General features: G+C 32.7%; 21 protein-coding genes, 1 tRNA gene and 2 pseudogenes. 20 read left to right on the plus strand and 4 right to left on the minus strand.

The features are described from left to right. From RT714_RS03830 to RT714_RS03870, 9 genes are all read left to right on the plus strand, one after another. Positions 1-246: hypothetical protein (locus RT714_RS03830; protein WP_313756279.1), on the plus strand; the 246-nt coding region annotated here is incomplete at its 5' end. Positions 247-776: 530 nt separating this feature from the next. Next, positions 777-968, plus strand: coding sequence for a hypothetical protein (locus tag RT714_RS03835; RefSeq protein ID WP_313756280.1), 192 nt, complete (start codon positions 777-779; stop codon positions 966-968). Then, complete coding sequence (locus tag RT714_RS03840) at positions 965-1,717, plus strand: copper amine oxidase N-terminal domain-containing protein (RefSeq protein WP_313756281.1); 753 nt, start codon at positions 965-967, stop codon at positions 1,715-1,717. Before RT714_RS03835 ends, RT714_RS03840 begins: the two co-directional genes overlap by 4 nt. 1 nt (position 1,718) lies before the next feature. Further along, positions 1,719-2,177, plus strand: a complete 459-nt coding sequence (locus RT714_RS03845; protein ID WP_313756282.1) for a hypothetical protein — start codon at positions 1,719-1,721, stop codon at positions 2,175-2,177. 303 nt (positions 2,178-2,480) lie between these two features. Further along, positions 2,481-2,801: a hypothetical protein gene (locus RT714_RS03850; protein WP_313756283.1), complete on the plus strand. Its 321-nt coding sequence runs from the start codon at positions 2,481-2,483 to the stop codon at positions 2,799-2,801. A gap of 72 nt (positions 2,802-2,873) precedes the next feature. Beyond that, positions 2,874-3,242, plus strand: a complete 369-nt coding sequence (locus tag RT714_RS03855) for a DUF4316 domain-containing protein (RefSeq protein ID WP_313756284.1) — start codon at positions 2,874-2,876, stop codon at positions 3,240-3,242. A gap of 69 nt (positions 3,243-3,311) precedes the next feature. Next, positions 3,312-3,530, plus strand: coding sequence for a transposon-transfer assisting family protein (locus tag RT714_RS03860; RefSeq protein ID WP_313756285.1), 219 nt, complete (start codon positions 3,312-3,314; stop codon positions 3,528-3,530). 143 nt (positions 3,531-3,673) lie between these two features. Further along, positions 3,674-4,261: a hypothetical protein gene (locus RT714_RS03865; RefSeq protein ID WP_313756286.1), complete on the plus strand. Its 588-nt coding sequence runs from the start codon at positions 3,674-3,676 to the stop codon at positions 4,259-4,261. A gap of 249 nt (positions 4,262-4,510) precedes the next feature. Then, positions 4,511-4,843 (plus strand): hypothetical protein, encoded by a 333-nt coding sequence (locus tag RT714_RS03870; RefSeq protein ID WP_313756287.1) that lies wholly within the window; start codon positions 4,511-4,513, stop codon positions 4,841-4,843. 176 nt (positions 4,844-5,019) lie between these two features. On the opposite strand, the gene RT714_RS03875 is transcribed toward RT714_RS03870, so the two are convergent. Further along, positions 5,020-5,238: a hypothetical protein gene (locus tag RT714_RS03875; protein ID WP_313756288.1), complete on the minus strand. Its 219-nt coding sequence runs from the start codon at positions 5,236-5,238 to the stop codon at positions 5,020-5,022. A gap of 32 nt (positions 5,239-5,270) precedes the next feature. Here RT714_RS03875 and RT714_RS03880 point away from each other — a divergent pair. Together RT714_RS03880 and RT714_RS03885 are read left to right on the plus strand one after the other, a co-directional pair. After that, positions 5,271-5,399, plus strand: a pseudogene (locus RT714_RS03880) (TnpV protein); the annotation flags it as partial. A gap of 356 nt (positions 5,400-5,755) precedes the next feature. Continuing rightward, on the plus strand, positions 5,756-5,917 hold the full coding sequence (locus tag RT714_RS03885; protein WP_313756289.1) for a hypothetical protein: 162 nt from the start codon (positions 5,756-5,758) through the stop codon (positions 5,915-5,917). A 90-nt stretch (positions 5,918-6,007) separates the two neighbouring features. Here the strand turns inward: RT714_RS03885 and RT714_RS03890 are convergent, their stop codons facing one another. Then, the gene (locus RT714_RS03890) at positions 6,008-6,166 is read right to left on the minus strand and encodes a hypothetical protein (RefSeq protein WP_313756632.1); all 159 of its coding nucleotides are present in this window, start codon (positions 6,164-6,166) and stop codon (positions 6,008-6,010) included. A gap of 95 nt (positions 6,167-6,261) precedes the next feature. On the opposite strand from RT714_RS03890, the gene RT714_RS03895 reads away from it, so the two are divergent. Genes RT714_RS03895 through RT714_RS03910 form a run of 4 tightly spaced genes read left to right on the plus strand, consistent with a single transcriptional unit; the run spans position 6,262 to position 9,294 of the window. After that, positions 6,262-7,128 (plus strand): AraC family transcriptional regulator, encoded by an 867-nt coding sequence (locus RT714_RS03895; RefSeq protein ID WP_313756290.1) that lies wholly within the window; start codon positions 6,262-6,264, stop codon positions 7,126-7,128. Positions 7,129-7,131: 3 nt separating this feature from the next. After that, positions 7,132-7,587: a GyrI-like domain-containing protein gene (locus tag RT714_RS03900; protein WP_313756291.1), complete on the plus strand. Its 456-nt coding sequence runs from the start codon at positions 7,132-7,134 to the stop codon at positions 7,585-7,587. Between the two features lies 1 nt (position 7,588). Then, entirely contained in the window at positions 7,589-8,539 is a 951-nt protein-coding gene (locus tag RT714_RS03905) for an ABC transporter ATP-binding protein (RefSeq protein ID WP_313756292.1), read from the plus strand. Further along, positions 8,539-9,294 carry an ABC transporter permease gene (locus tag RT714_RS03910; RefSeq protein WP_313756293.1) on the plus strand — a complete coding sequence of 252 codons (756 nt, stop codon included), beginning with the start codon at positions 8,539-8,541 and terminating at the stop codon, positions 9,292-9,294. Before RT714_RS03905 ends, RT714_RS03910 begins: the two co-directional genes overlap by 1 nt. Before the next feature lie 12 nt (positions 9,295-9,306). On the opposite strand, the gene RT714_RS03915 is transcribed toward RT714_RS03910, so the two are convergent. Next, complete coding sequence (locus tag RT714_RS03915) at positions 9,307-9,501, minus strand: hypothetical protein (RefSeq protein ID WP_313756294.1); 195 nt, start codon at positions 9,499-9,501, stop codon at positions 9,307-9,309. A 500-nt stretch (positions 9,502-10,001) separates the two neighbouring features. On the opposite strand from RT714_RS03915, the gene RT714_RS03920 reads away from it, so the two are divergent. The 3 genes and pseudogenes from RT714_RS03920 (at position 10,002) to RT714_RS03930 (ending at position 11,650) form a co-directional block, all read left to right on the plus strand. Further along, on the plus strand, positions 10,002-10,277 hold the full coding sequence (locus RT714_RS03920) for a sigma factor-like helix-turn-helix DNA-binding protein (RefSeq protein ID WP_313756295.1): 276 nt from the start codon (positions 10,002-10,004) through the stop codon (positions 10,275-10,277). After that, positions 10,270-10,498: pseudogene (locus RT714_RS03925) on the plus strand (helix-turn-helix domain-containing protein). Before RT714_RS03920 ends, RT714_RS03925 begins: the two are co-directional and overlap by 8 nt. Before the next feature lie 264 nt (positions 10,499-10,762). Beyond that, entirely contained in the window at positions 10,763-11,650 is an 888-nt protein-coding gene (locus tag RT714_RS03930) for a phage integrase SAM-like domain-containing protein (protein ID WP_313756296.1), read from the plus strand. A 305-nt stretch (positions 11,651-11,955) separates the two neighbouring features. Here RT714_RS03930 and RT714_RS03935 read toward each other — a convergent pair. Then, a tRNA-Leu gene (locus RT714_RS03935) sits at positions 11,956-12,041 on the minus strand. A 127-nt stretch (positions 12,042-12,168) separates the two neighbouring features. On the opposite strand from RT714_RS03935, the gene polA reads away from it, so the two are divergent. Both polA and coaE read left to right on the plus strand, forming a co-directional pair. Beyond that, the gene (polA, locus tag RT714_RS03940) at positions 12,169-14,841 is read left to right on the plus strand and encodes a DNA polymerase I (protein WP_313756297.1); all 2,673 of its coding nucleotides are present in this window, start codon (positions 12,169-12,171) and stop codon (positions 14,839-14,841) included. Further along, entirely contained in the window at positions 14,828-15,445 is a 618-nt protein-coding gene (coaE, locus tag RT714_RS03945; RefSeq protein ID WP_313756298.1) for a dephospho-CoA kinase, read from the plus strand. Before polA ends, coaE begins: the two co-directional genes overlap by 14 nt. The last annotated feature ends 16 nt before the right edge of the window (positions 15,446-15,461 follow it).

A 15,461-nucleotide genomic window follows, 5' to 3' on the forward strand; every position in this document is an offset into this window, starting at 1 on the left:
TATATGGTTGATAAGGGTTACTTTTACGAAGAAAGTAGCTGGACTAAAGCATTTGCAGGCTCAATAATATATAATACAAAAAAGAGTCATGTTGGGTTAGTTACTGCTGGGGATGGGGCAAGTGTTTACTATGCTGATCACTCTGATGTGAAAAAATCTGGTAGAGAAACACTCCTTCAAACATCCAATGATCCTGCTTTTGAAAAATTTAAGTTCTACTTACCATATAGCAGCATACTAAAATAATAAGGAAATTGGAATAATACGCAAGGAAACCAAATAACTTGCTAAAGCTTTAGTGTTGGCCTCGTAAGCCATTTTTGCTTAGGACCGTATTCAACATTGCCATAAAATGTTGTAAGATAATAACTGTCCTTTAATAAAACGAGGGCAGTTATTTATTTGAAGATTTATGTATTTAGCTGAATTTCCACAAGCCTTGTTGATATTTAAAACTTTATTTTAGTTAAAAAAACTGCAACATAATTCACTGCACCAAGAAGTTGCAGAATGATTTCACTTTGGTCGGCGATACAGTCTGTACTCAGCATCAATAAAGTAGGCAGTATTTTGAAATAAAGGTTAATGAAATAATGATTAAAAAGCAAAGAAATAGAGAATATGAAAAAAACACAACACCTAAGCGTCATTATAAAGTGATAAAGACTTGCTATTATTTTTGTTACAAAATGTATTACAGAATATTTCACATTTGTAGAATCATAATATTATAACATTAATATTATGGATTGCTTTTTAAATGGTAGGCAAAATAATTGGAGGTAGTATTTATGAAAAAAGCTGTTGCGTGTTTAATTATGACAATGTTAATTCTTAGTACAAATATTAGCCTTGTAAATGCTTCGGATATAGAAAAAGGGAATCCGACAGCAACATACGCGGATAGAATTATTTTACCAAATGGCAATGAAGTTGATTTGAACGAATATTCTACGCTCTTATTTTGAACGGAACCATAATAACTGATTATGAAATAATTATTAGAAGTGACAAGGCATTGGTACCTGTAAGGTTAATCGCTCAGGAATTAGGTGCTTCTGTGGATTGGAACGGGAGTAATAGGGTAGTTACCATTACAAAATCTCAAAAAGAGATTGTTCTGGCGATTGATAGCAATGTCGCTTCTGTCAACGGAATAGAAATTGATTTAGATTATCCAGCGATAATATATCAAGATTTAACGTATGTGCCATTAAGGTTTGTTGCAGAAAACTTAGATGCTACGGTTCGTTATTCCCCACGGGAGCTATCTTCTGAATTCACATATTATTACGATACCCAGATGCCAGTATCTCCTCCCGGCACTATAGTTAGAGATTTTGCAAATATCATAATCGATGAAAAATATAATTTTAGCGATTCAATAACAAAAGAAGAAGCTATGAAAAAAACACAGCAAATATGTCTTGAAGGTCTTGAAAATTTTTCAAAAATCCTGAGGGAAAATCTTGTGAAGTCAAACGAAAATCCTAATCAACTTGACGATGATTTTAAAGGCATAAAAAAGGAAATAGATAGAATGATGTATATCGGTGAAGTATCAAGATTCTATAAATTCACTATAGGTCCTTATGATATTTTGTTTGACAGAATTAACCATAAAATATTTTTCGTGATATACTCATCCAGCACAACAGTTAAGGAAGTTAACATTAACGATCCTGGCTTATATTTGCCAATTTTCATTGTAGGTTAATATGTATTTTAGACAAGACAAAATCGGATATCTGATATATCTAATTTTGTCTTGCTATGCCTTTGTTCGAAAAGTCAAGCTGCATGCTCCACATTGTTCGGTTTTTTATGCAAGGTTGCGAAGTATTCTTCTTATCTCGTCAGCGGAACAGAATTTAGCAGGGATTGCCACAGAAGATAATAAAAAACTTGATATAAGTTTTTTATTATCGGCCAGAAAAGGTAAATCATATTATGATACAGAAAATATAGAAATAGAACAATTTGTTTTTAAAGAATCTAATGTTTATATATGGCAAATTGATGAAATGACTTATTTAATATTGTCTCAGGATGATGTTGAATGTCATATTTCAGCATCATGTGCTGCTCTTTATCCAGAGGTATACATAAATGCTAAAAGTCCTTCAGGCTCAATTAGCAGAACAATGTATTTAGAAGAATATACTTCTGGAAAGTAGGCAAATGAAATTTCATGGAATTTCGGTGGAACTGGCAATGTATTTTTATCAAAAAGTTATAACGGAACTTTAGGTACAAAATATCATGTCGGAGTCGTAGTGACTGTGGCTGGAGAGACGTTAGAGGCTGCTTCTGATATATGTGAAATTTGAACTTTGAAATGTAGCATCTAAGTGGCTTATGACTACATTTATTTTGTTATATGAGTCAAAAGGTGAATTTGATATTGCAAAAAAATAGGTAAGGGTAGAATATATTCTATATCTCTAATCATCACTCAATGGTATTGTCTGCTTGAAAATATGGATTTGTTGGATGAGTTAGACATTGAACCAATAAATAGTTATATTAGTTGGGATGAATTTTTATTTAGATTAAAAAATATAGAAGATCGAATTAAATCTGCAAATAAAGATTATAAACCATTATTTATTGAGGTTTACAATAGCATATTAGTAATGAACAAGGTAACTAATTATGAATTTACAGAGCCTGTAACAGGAGAAAACATTGATTTTAATGTACCAATACAAGAACATACCTATCCTCTGCCTGACCCTAATATAAGCATTACAGATCGAAACTCCTACGGATATTTAGATGATGAGATGCTACCACTATGAAGGGAACGTGCAGAAGAACTGTTTGAACAGGATTTGACTGTCTACCTACTCTATGAGGATGATACTGAAGCAATGATATTTGACCTTGAGGATATTGATAATCACAGTGGGATATTCGGGATTCAGCGTACAGATTGGATAGCCTTGCAAGACCATGATAATTATGGGCTTGTCTATACTGCTCCCCTAACCGATTTTAACGAAAATCAAAATCATACCCTAAATAAGCTCTATGAACAGTTTAATATAAATCACCCTCCCGATTTTAAGGAACAAGCTCATTTTCTCCCTGCACATAATTATTTAGAAACTGCTGAAAAAACCGTAGAGCAGAATTATAACCATCTGAACGGTATTATCAATAATAAGCCTACTGTAGCAGATATCGAAAAGACAGTAAAGGCAGAAAGAAAAGAAAGCTTCTGTAGTGGAAAAGCTTAAAACAAAGTTGTTCATTGATAAAGAAAAACAAAAAAAACCATCTCAAATAGCTGTGGAGGAGCGATGATTATGAGTATATTTACCTTAGAGGAAAGGAATTTAATCTGTATCTACAATACTGGCTCAAGAACAGGTTTACTTTCGGAACTTACTCAAATGAAAACTCATTTGGAGCAAGATGAAACTGAACTTTTGGAACTTGCACAATCAGTTATGGATAAGGTAGCCGCTATGACTGAAGGTGAATTTGACAGTATTACAGCAGAATTGATTGCTGATTTTGACTAGAAGTTTATTGTAAACAATTGAATTTTATAGTAAAATAGCATAAACAAATTGAATTGACGATTTTGCGAAGTTTACAGTTTAGCTATATTTAAGAATTGAGCTTTTCTATAATATGAAGCGAAAAATATTTATTGGAGAAAATCATGAAAAATAAAGATATTGTAACAGTTATTATAATTATTACCAGCTTAGTAATTTTAGATTATTTAAATATATTCTCTATTTTGGGTTTTAATATGCCCAATATAAATTTTGATTTTTGGATAGGTGTTTTAAATATAATTGTTATAATAATCCTTTATAAAATCACTTATAAAAAAATAGATGAAAAAGCAATTGAAAGAGAAAAGAATAAATATTCGATTTCTGTTCTATTATTGCAAGAAGTTTACAGAGAATGTAGAACTCACATGAACTTACTCAATCAAGAAACAGTTGAAAAATATATAGTACCTAAAATGGATTTTAATAGTACTGACTTTAATAATTCGATTATTGGCAATTTACAAAGCACCCCATTCTTGAATGAAAATACTATTATGGATTTTGTCAAAGATGGACAAATAAATAAAATGCAGATAGAAGGATATCTTAAAGTAAAAGAAAAATACAGACAATATATTAATATGAGAATTATATTATTTGATAGACCAGACATGTATGAACCACTAAAAATAGATTTAGACGAGGTGATAGAGTATGAAACTAAACAACTTGATACTCAAAGTTAGTAATTATTTTCGAATTTGACTTAAAAGATATAAAAATATTTTACAAATCTATAAAATCGTCTACTAGATGAATTATAGTTTGAGTATTGTATTCTCCATTAATTATGTCTTCGTGGGTTGATATATACTTTGCTTAGTGTTAATTATATAAAACTCAAAAATTTAAATTTACCAGCAAATTTTTTATAGGCAACCTTGTCATCTCGATAAGGTTGTTTTTTAAATTTGAAAAAAGAAAGGAGGAACAATATGTATACGAAATTGCAACTATTATCAGAACGGGCAGAAAATACCGCTAAGCAGATTACAGAAAGTCTTATAGAATGGACGGGTTTTCTCACCACTGTGGGACGGCTTTACAAATATCCTTATTATGAACAGCTCATGATTTCTGCACAACGCCCTGATGCTACGGTTTGTGCAGAATATGACTTGTGGAATAACAAAATCAACCGATATGTCCGTCGTGGATCAAAGGGAATTGCCCTAATAGACCCAACAGGGGACACTCCAAAGATACGGTATGTCTTTGATGTTTCTGATACAGGGGACAGGAAAAATTCACGCCGTCCATATCTTTGAGAAATGCAGGAATATCATAAACAACCGATATTAGCTATGTTAGAAGATAAATATGGTATAGAGGAAAACAATCTTTCCGATGCCTTTTATAACATTGCACAGGATTTAGCAAAAGAGTATTATGATAATCACAAGGTCGATATACCCTATCTCATAGAAGATAGTTTTTTAGAGAACTATGATGAGGATAATATTAAAGTGTCTTTTGAAAATGCAGCCACTGTCAGCATTGCACATACTCTTATGAAAAGATGTGGACTAAATCCAAATGAATTTTTTGAGCAGGAGGACTTTTTAAGTATATTTGATTTTAACACCCAAGATGCTGTTGCACTATTAGGTACGGCAGTAAGTGAACAGTCTGAACAAGTATTTAAGGAGATTGCAATTACCATAATTAAAATAGAGCGTGAAAGGAGAAATGAACATGAACGAAATCACTTACGTGAAGAACGGGGATTATCTAATACCCGACCTGACATTGACACAGGCAGAACAGCCTCTAGGGAAATACGGAAGAATGAGAAAGAGATATCTTCAGGAACACCGAAAAATTTACCAAAGGAAATCATGCTTTTTTTTGTAGCCACCCATATAGATAAGTCCCATATTCACAATCTAAAACTCATATTATTAACTATTCAAAAACTCGGGACATTTATACCGCTTATCGCAAGGCAGGATACTCTAAAAAATTCTACGAAGAACATACTGCTGATTTACTTTTACACAAAGCAGCAAAAGCTGCTTTTGATGAATTAGAAACTAAAAAAATACCCACGGGAAATGCTTTACAAAGAGAAAATTTAAAACTGCTTTCCGGAAAGAAAAAAGCTTATTCAAAGTATCATTCAACAAAAAAAGAAATGAAAAATATACTGACTGCAAAGGCAAATGTTGACCGTCTTTTAGGTGAAGATATATCCGAGAAAGAAAAAGAAAAACACAAAAAATAAAGGTAATATTGCTTATGATTTTTCAGCTCCCAAAGGGAGCATAGCCACACAATTTATTGTGTGTCCAATGGGGATTGGGGATATTCCCCAACAAGCAGATTTGGCAAAAATCCCGTAAGGGAATTTTATGCAAAATCGCAAGGTGTGTACCACCTTGCCCTGCTTGCCACTTTTGTTTGCAAATAAAGTATAAAACAAAAAGGACGGTTCAAATTTTCGTCCTTTTCCCTGATTTAGCTTCTTGTATTCCTTTTGCAGTAGCGGTCATAATGGTTAAATCTTTGTTATCCATTTCATCAATCAAGCTTTCAAGTTGTCTGCGTTGTGTTGACTTTTCCGTTTCTTTATTTGGAAAAAAGATTGATATAAAATTTTTATTACGTTACAGTTTACAAAAGAGGACACAAAAAGCGAGGAATAAATTTGCTTTACATAGTATGATTTTCATAAGGAGGTGAAGAGATGGAGTGGTTGAAGAAATTAAGTAGCGCTATTGAATATATTGAAAATAACTTAGATAACGAGATTTCCTATGATGAAGCGGCAAAAATCGCATGTTGCTCATCCTATTATTTTCAGCGCATGTTTACCTATGTAGCTGGTATTTCGCTGTCTGAATATATTCGCAATCGGAGAATGACACAGGCTGCATTTGAATTACAGTCCACGGATACAAAGGTATTGGATGTTGCACTAAAATATGGATACACTTCTCCAACATCCTTTAACCGTGCATTTCAGAGTGTTCATGGAATTACTCCTTCTTCGGCCAAATATCAAGGGAGTGTGCTTCATGCGTACCCCCCTATTAAATTTTCCGTTAAAGTTATAGGAGGTGATGCTATGCCATATCGTATTGAAGAAAAAGAGTCTATGAGGATTGTAGGTATCCGCATTCCATTAACAGAGGACATGGAGGAAAACCAAAAACTGGTTCCGCCTTTTTGGAACAGAGCATTACAGGATAACCGATTCATAAAAATCTGCGAACTGTCGAATCAAACTCCAGGTGTAGTGTTAGGGGTTACTGTTTATCAAAATCCAGATGAGATTTACTATTATATTGCAGCTGCAACGGATCAGCCTGTTCCTGCAGGAATGTTTGAATATGAAATCCCGGCAGCAACATGGGTGATATTTGAAAGTGATGGACATTTCAAAGAATCCATTCAAAATATTTTCAGACGTTTTCTTACAGAATGGATTCCGTTCTCAGGATATACTTATGCAGAATTTCCAGACATAGAAGTATATCCAATTAGTCAAGAAAGACCGCAAAAAGGGCATTCTGAAGTATGGATTGCTATAAAAAAGGAAAAGGAGAATTAAAAAATGGAATACCAAATTGAAATCAGAGATATTGAACCGATTCGAGTTGCTTTTCTGAGGTACAAGGGAATTGTAACCCAGGCCAACAAGGTTTTTCCTAGCATTTTTCAGTCTATTAAAGGAAAGACAAGCGGCGCACCGTTTTTTTGCTATTATTTGATGAACCCGGAAACAAAAATTGGTGAAATGGACTTGTGCGTACCCACTGAAGAAATACCTATTAAAAATGGAATTGAAATAAAAGAACTTCCACGTATCAAAGCAATCAGTGTTACACATATTGGCTCTTATGAAACCTTGCATAATGCTTATACAGCAATTGACCGATATGCTGCTGAACATAATCTGCAACTTAGCCCGCCATTTAGAGAGGTTTTTATCAAAGGGCCTGGAATGTTTTTAAAAGGAAATCCTGCTCAATATGTTACAGAAGTCCTGTTCCCAATCAAGGAGGAATAATATGATTGCTATTCGAAGCGAGAATTTAATAAAAAAGTATAAAAATGGCATACAGGCATTAAATGGCTTGAACTTGACAGTCAAAGAGGGAGAAATTTTCTCCCTCTTAGGAGAAAATGGTGCGGGAAAATCAACACTTATTCATATACTTACCACTTACCTAGCTCCTACATCTGGTCTTGTTACCATGTTTGGAAAAGACATTTATCGCGAAGCGACTGAGATTCGTACACAAATATCCTGTGTGTCACAGCGGACTTCCATTGATACGCATTTGTCTCTTACAGAAAATATGATGTTTCAAAGCAAGCTATACAAAGTGCTAAAATTTGAAGCAAGGAAACGTATGGAAACCTTGATTGATTGCTTTGGATTAGAGCGATATTTGAAACACCCTGTCTCCTCTTATTCCGGTGGAATAAAAAGACGGCTTGATATTGCACTGAATATGATGTCAAATCCAAAGGTGCTATTCTTAGACGAGCCAACCGTTGGTATGGATATTCAGTCTCGTATGGCAATGTGGGATATGATGAAAAAAATAAGAAACGACTTTGGAACTACTATTTTTTTGACAACTCACTACTTAGAGGAAGCAGATCAGTTAAGCGATACCATCTGCATTATGAAAAATGGAAAAGAAATACTGCAAGGTACACCTCATGCACTTCGAGAATATCTGCGAAAAGATATTCTGAAGATTAGCTTTTTATCAAAAGAAGAAGCAAAAAACTGCTTTCAGCCATTAAAAGGCATCCTTAATCTGGAAGAAACAGATTTACGCCATGATAAAATCATTACCGACTTAAAAAATGGGCATATGGATTTAGAAAAAGCAAATCTTTGGCTTCTGGAGCATGAAGTTCCATTCTTAGGTATAGAAATTATCCAGCCTACTTTGGAAGATGTTTTTATCAGGCTCACAGATGAAAATGGAAAGGAGGCATGCTAATGGATGTTTTCACTCTACTCCACCGCAATATAAAGTGGCGCTTTCACAACACTTTCACTATTGTAATGACAATTTTACAGCCTATACTTTGGCTTGTTTTATACAGTGCCGTTGCAGGACAGTCCATGCAGGGGATTGGGATTGAGAACTATACAGCATTCATTTTGCCCGGACTGATTGTATTAGTGAGTTTTGGAGCTTGTAGCAGCAGTGGCATTATGAATTATCTGATAAAAACAGACGGCAGCTTTTATCGGATATTGATTGCACCGGTGAAAAGAAACTCTATTGTGCTGGGTCAAATATTAGAAGCTGTGCTGTGTACGTTTCTTGAGGTTGCTATTATGTTTATAGTCAGTCTGTTTTTTGGAGTGAAAATTGCTTCTGGATGGATTGGATTAGTTCTTATCGTTTTAATCATATTCCTGACAGCCTTCTTCATGTCCGGATTGACTTACGCAATTAGTCTGTACCTGCCCAATGAGGTAGTATATGAAACGGTAATGAATGCAGTGGTTTTGCCCATCTTTTTTCTAAGCACAGCATTATTTCCGGCAGACACTTTGTCCGGTGGCTTGGAAATTGCAGTCAAGCTGAATCCTTTCACTCATGTAATCAATGCCTTACGTGATTTAATTGTACAGGGAAATATCGTGACAAAAGATATTCTGCTTGTTTTCATGCTACTCGCACTAATGTGCTGTATTAGTTTCATGTGGGCAATTAGAAGATTAAAAAAAGAAACCAGTTTATAATATGGATTGAGTTTACTCGGCAAATAAAAAAACGGTGTTTTGACGGGTTTTCTCTATGTCTGGAATACCTCGATTTTCAACAGATAAGCAAAAATGATATAAAACTGCCATATAAAAAAAGCCGTTAATTGGCAGGCGGATTTTTGTGACTAATAATAAAACTATAGTCAAGGGACGGTTTATAAAAACCGCCGTTTTTCTTTTCAAAAAACTTGAATTATGGAGGGTATATTAAATTCACCCTTTTTTAAGGACACGGTGGTATCGGAGGAGGTATCGCCGTGTCTATTTTTAATTATCATGTGGCACTTAAATATATCCATTAAAAAAAGTCTATATCTTTTAACAGGATATTACTGCTATCAATATGAATACACATATCATCTAATAAATGTTAATAGCTCTAAAAATGCTCGACTGTATTTTCAGTTGAGCATTTTTGCGTTTAATTTGAAATTTTTTAAAAAAACTTCTCAAAAGTTTGGCAGTTTTGCAATTCCCACCGTAGTAGTGGTGAAAGGGGAACAACGAAGTCACCACCCGAAAGGGGGTGAGAATGTGAAACCTAATAGTCATGAGCAAAGTAAGCGACACGTCTTTGACAGCTTTTAAAAAAAATCCTAAAACATGAAGCAAGGGATTATTACAATGAATTACAACGACAACGTAAAAGGGAAAAGACCTTTTCGGATTTGTCTGTAAAGGAAATGGAACAGCTTTACACAGTAGATAAATACTTTGTTACTGAACAGATTTTCAATGTGTTAGGTCTTGATGTCATTGTTACAGATGATATTATTGCAGATACATTACAAAGTTTGCCAGAACCCAAGCGTGATATTATTCTGCTTTCCTATTTCCTTGAGTTATCCGATCGAGAAATTGGGGACAAGCTGAATATGATGCGTTCTACTGTTCAGTACCAAAGATCAAGCACGCTTCAACAGTTGAAAAATCTTATGGAAGGAGATATATATGAATAACAAGACAAGAAATAATTATCTGCTTTCCTACCCCATTATCCTATTAGCCTCTGATGGCGATGTGGATGCAATCAATGCTGTTCTAAAGCATTATAGCAGCATTGTCTATGAGAACATTTTACGATGAAGGCAGTAATCTGCATTTATGCGTAGATGAAGTATTACGTCGTAGATTGGAAACTAAATTGATTACTAAAATTTTAACTTTTAATGCAGCCTAACAGATAGATCTATACGGGAAGTATGCTATCCCCTTTCCATACTTCCCGTTCATGGTTTTGCTGTTGTTCAATAAAAGTTCATTTATGAGGTGAGCTTTTATTGCCTAATAACTTAGGCGGATGTCCTTTGACAAATAAAGCAGGTTAGATAACGGCTTTGCAGTATAAAGTAAAGCGGATACATTCATTTATATTGAGCCAAGAGGCTGATACGCCAAGACCCCTACTTAGGGAGAGCGAACAATATAGGGTCTCAAAGCAAATATGGCAGTTTGTAGGCGAGGACATATAAATAGGACAATGATACTACATGAGGTAATTACTATAGCTCTTGACTATGCAGTGGAACTTGAATGGATTGATAGTAACCCTACAAAGGATATTAATCCAGCTACAGATGAGGTATCTATACTCTTTACAGACTTCATGCTTGAATGGTTGGAAATGATGAAATCATGTGTAGAAAAAACAACACTAGCATCTTACAACAGTACAGTGAAAAAACGTATAGTACCATACTTTTTGGAAAAGAAGTATACACTTATCGAAATGGAGGAAAATCCTAAGTATATTCAAGATTACTATCAATACGAATTAAATTTAGGGTTATCAGCGAAAACAGTGATTTATCGTTATGCAAATATACGAAAAGCATTGCAGTATGCCTTTAAAATTCAATTAATTAAATCCAATCCAGCTGATCGAGTGGAACGTCCAAAGAAAGAGCCCTATGTTTCAAGTTATTATAATGTAGAAGAACTTAATATTTTATTTCAAGGTTCCAAAGGTGACCCTATGGAGCTGGCAATCATTTTAGCTGCCTTTTATGGATTGCGTCGAAGTGAGATAGTTGGTTTGAAGTGGGATGCTATTGACTTTAAACGTAAAGCAATAACAATACAATATACGGTTACAGAAGTAAATCTTGGCGATGGTAATGGAAATATAATTGTAGAAAAAGAGCGTACAAAATCCAAAACAAGTAGACGTACATTACCACTTGTAAAACCTTTAGAAGATTTACTTATCAAAATGTATTTTGAACAAAAAAGAAACAAAAGACTGTGTGGTGATTTCTATTACCAAGATTATTTGGAATTTATTTATGTAAATGAACTTGGTGAAAGAATAAAGCCAGGGTATTTGACATAACATTTTCCAATATTATTAAAGAACAACAATTTAAGGAAAATTAGACTTCATGATTTAAGACATAGTTGTGCAAGTTTGTTATATGCTAACGGTGTAAGCTTAAAGCAAATACAGGAATGATTAGGTCATAGTGATATTTCAACAACTTCAAATATATATACCCATTTAGACTATAGTAGCAAGGTTTCTTCTGCTAATGCAATTTTGCCTGTATTTCCATTGGGAGAACAGATAGAGATTCAAAGTGATGAGGAAATTAAGGCAATAAAAAAACTCTATAGTATAAACTAAAGAGTTTTTAGAAATGGTGCCGGTAGTGGGACTCGAACCCACACACCATTACGGTACTCGATTTTGAGTCGAGGTCGTCTGCCAATTCCGACACACCGGCAAAACTACTACAAAGAATATAATAACATAGAATTAATAATTAATCAATATTTTTATTTCCATTTTGTTTACTCAAACCATCTTTTAAGATATACTAGAAGATATGGAGTATAGAATGGAGTGATAAAATGGATAAGAAAAAGTTAATGATTATAGATGGAAGTTCCTTGTTATATAGAGCATTTTATGCTCTTCCACTACTGTCCACTAAGGATGGGATATATACAAATGGAATATATGGATTTTTGACTATGTTATATAAAGTGCAAGAAGAGAAAAAGCCTGACTATATTTGTGTAGCCTTTGATAAGAAAGGACCTACTTTTAGACATGAGGAATACGATAAATATAAAGCTCATAGACAATCCACACCATCAGAATTAGCACAACAATTTCCAATTATAAGAGAAATCTTAGATGCTATGAAAATTCGTTATATAGAATTAACTGGCTTTGAAGCTGATGATATTGCAGGGACTTTAGCTAACAAAGGAGAAGAAAATTCATTAGAGGTTGTTTTAGTTACTGGAGATAAGGATTATCTTCAATTAGCAACAGATAGAACTAAGGTTTTGATTACAAGAAAGGGAATTACTGAATTAGAAGAGTTTGATAGGAATATAATAATAGATAAATATGGAATTACTCCAGAGCAACTTATAGACCTGAAAGGTTTAATGGGAGATCAATCTGATAATATTCCAGGAGTTCCAGGAATTGGAGAAAAGACAGGGTTAAAGCTATTGAGAGAGTTTCAGACAATTGAAAATATCTATGAAAATATAGATAATATTAGTGGGAAAAAGTTAAAGGAAAACTTAATTCAAAACAGGGATATTGCATTTTTAAGTAAAAAACTTGGAGAAATAGTGACTACTGTGCCTATGGATACAAATCTTGAAGATTTAAAAATTAAAGATCCAGATTGGGAAAAATTAAGAAAGCTTTATAGGGAGTTAGAATTTAATAGTTTACTAGGCAAGGTTTTTGATAACTCAGCATCTAATGCTGAAGAATTAAATGAAACTCTAGAGTTCAATGTATTAGAAAAGATAAATTATAACGATTTAATTGATACTATTAAAAAAGAAAAAAAATTTGGATTTAAATTTATTACATCTGATAATAATTATATTGAAGATGAAATAATAGCATTAGGCATCAAAACTCATGATGCTCCAACTAATATTATTTATCTACAAGATAATCAAAAAAGTTTTATTGATAGTTTTAAACCTATTTTTGAAGATAAAACTATTGATAAAATAGGACATAATCTAAAATCTGATATAGTAATATTATCAAGATTAGGAATTAAGGTTCAAAATATTACTTTTGATTCCATGATAGCTCAATATTTAATTAATCCCTCTCAGTCTTCATACTCTATAAATGAAATTGGTAGAGAGTATTTGAATACCTATGGTGTAGATGAAGAAAGTTTGTTTGGAAAAGGAAAGAATAAAAAAAGGTTTATAGATTTAAGTAAAGAAGAGCTAGGTAATTATCTTTCCTTTATGCTACATACAGTATTAAACTTAGAATCTAAAATGAAAGAAATCATTAAAGAGCAAGAAATGCTGGAACTTTATTATAATGTGGAGTTACCTTTAGTAGAGGTATTAGGTAGTATGGAACATTATGGTTTTAAAATAGATATAGATGAGTTAAAAAGGCTTGGTAAAGAATATGATGAAGAAATAAATTCGCTGACTAAGGAAATATATACTTTGGCTGATATGGAGTTTAATATTAATTCACCTAAACAATTAGGAGAGGTTTTATTTGATAAATTGTCATTGCCAGTTATAAAAAAAACTAAGACAGGATACTCTACAGATGCAGAAGTTTTAGATAAATTGAAAGAACAACATCCTATTATTGATAAAGTCCTTAGATATAGACAAATAGTAAAATTAAAATCAACTTATATAGATGGACTTTTAAATTTAATTAATAAAGATACGAATAGAGTTCATTCAAGCTTTAACCAAACTATAACTACCACAGGAAGAATAAGTAGTACAGAACCTAATTTGCAAAATATACCAATTAGGACAGATGATGGTAGAAAGATTAGAAAAGCTTTTGTTGCAGAAAGCGAGAACTATGTTCTTGTTGATGCTGATTATTCTCAAATTGAACTAAGAGTATTAGCTCATATATCTAAGGATCCAAAATTAATAGAAGCCTTTGTTAATAATGAGGATATTCATAGAAAGACTGCATCAGAAGTATTTAATGTACCTAAAGAAGAAGTCAGTTCTGTAATGAGAGGTAGGGCAAAGGCTGTAAACTTTGGAATAGTTTATGGAATTTCTGACTATGGATTATCTAGAGATTTGAGTATTTCAAGAAAAGAAGCTAAGGAGTATATTGATAATTATTTAAAAAACTATAAGATGGTTAAAGAATATATGGAAAATATAGTTGAAGAGGGTAAAGAGCAGGGATATGTGGAAACTATCCTTCATAGAAGAAGATATGTTCCAGAACTTAAAGCAAAAAATTTTAATATCAAATCTTTCGGTGAGCGTATAGCTATGAATACTCCCATACAAGGTTCAGCAGCAGACATAATAAAGATGTCTATGGTTAAAGTATATAATGAGCTAAAATCAAGAAAACTGAAATCAAGACTGATATTGCAAATTCATGATGAATTAATAATTGAAACACAGAAAAATGAAGTTGAGGAAGTAAAGGATATGATGAAAAATATAATGGAAAACTCAATAAAATTAAATGTGCCTCTTATAGTAGATTTGGAGATAGGTGACAGTTGGTATGACACAAAATAATTGTAGATTGGTAGGATTAACAGGTGGAATATCTACTGGAAAGTCTACGGTTTCTAAGATTATTATGGAAAAAGGATATACTGTAATTGATGCAGATAAAATTGCTAGGGAAGTTGTTGAAGTTAATAAGCCTGCATATCTACAAATAGTTGAAGAATTTGGAAAGGAAATATTATTAGATGATAAAACTATAGATAGAAAAGCATTAGGGAAGATTATCTTTAGCAATAAAGAAAACAGAGAAAGATTGAACAATATCACTCATTCATATATATTTGAAGCTATAAGATTGAAAATAAATGAATTATGTTTTGATAGAGCTATTATATTCTTAGATATTCCTTTATTATTTGAACAATATGAGCTATGGGAGAAATATAATATTATATTTGATGAAATATGGTTAGTATATCTTGATAAAAACACTCAAATAGAAAGATTAATGAAAAGAGATGGTATATTAAAAGAAGAGGCTCTAGGCAAGATAGAATCTCAAATGGATATAAATTATAAAAAAACAAAGTCTTCCAATATAATTGATAATAGTGGAGATATTGAATATTTAAAAGAACAGATAGATAAATTATTAAAAGGATTAATCTAATCTTGGAGGGGTTATT

It is taken from the genome of Tissierella sp. (assembly GCF_032104385.1).
Taxonomy (GTDB): domain Bacteria; phylum Bacillota; class Clostridia; order Tissierellales; family Tissierellaceae; genus Tissierella.

Coding starts and splice junctions, on each gene's coding strand:
- RT714_RS03845 (WP_313756282.1), top strand. CDS start 1,719: ATGTATTTTAGACAAGACAAAATCGGATATCTGATATATCTAATTTTG.
- RT714_RS03850 (WP_313756283.1), top strand. CDS start 2,481: ATGGATTTGTTGGATGAGTTAGACATTGAACCAATAAATAGTTATATT.
- RT714_RS03855 (WP_313756284.1), top strand. CDS start 2,874: ATGATATTTGACCTTGAGGATATTGATAATCACAGTGGGATATTCGGG.
- RT714_RS03860 (WP_313756285.1), top strand. CDS start 3,312: ATGAGTATATTTACCTTAGAGGAAAGGAATTTAATCTGTATCTACAAT.
- RT714_RS03865 (WP_313756286.1), top strand. CDS start 3,674: ATGAAAAATAAAGATATTGTAACAGTTATTATAATTATTACCAGCTTA.
- RT714_RS03870 (WP_313756287.1), top strand. CDS start 4,511: ATGTATACGAAATTGCAACTATTATCAGAACGGGCAGAAAATACCGCT.
- RT714_RS03875 (WP_313756288.1), bottom strand. CDS start 5,238: ATGGTAATTGCAATCTCCTTAAATACTTGTTCAGACTGTTCACTTACT.
- RT714_RS03895 (WP_313756290.1), top strand. CDS start 6,262: ATGGAGTGGTTGAAGAAATTAAGTAGCGCTATTGAATATATTGAAAAT.
- RT714_RS03900 (WP_313756291.1), top strand. CDS start 7,132: ATGGAATACCAAATTGAAATCAGAGATATTGAACCGATTCGAGTTGCT.
- RT714_RS03905 (WP_313756292.1), top strand. CDS start 7,589: ATGATTGCTATTCGAAGCGAGAATTTAATAAAAAAGTATAAAAATGGC.
- RT714_RS03910 (WP_313756293.1), top strand. CDS start 8,539: ATGGATGTTTTCACTCTACTCCACCGCAATATAAAGTGGCGCTTTCAC.
- RT714_RS03920 (WP_313756295.1), top strand. CDS start 10,002: ATGGAACAGCTTTACACAGTAGATAAATACTTTGTTACTGAACAGATT.
- RT714_RS03930 (WP_313756296.1), top strand. CDS start 10,763: ATGGCAGTTTGTAGGCGAGGACATATAAATAGGACAATGATACTACAT.
- polA (WP_313756297.1), top strand. CDS start 12,169: ATGGATAAGAAAAAGTTAATGATTATAGATGGAAGTTCCTTGTTATAT.
- coaE (WP_313756298.1), top strand. CDS start 14,828: ATGACACAAAATAATTGTAGATTGGTAGGATTAACAGGTGGAATATCT.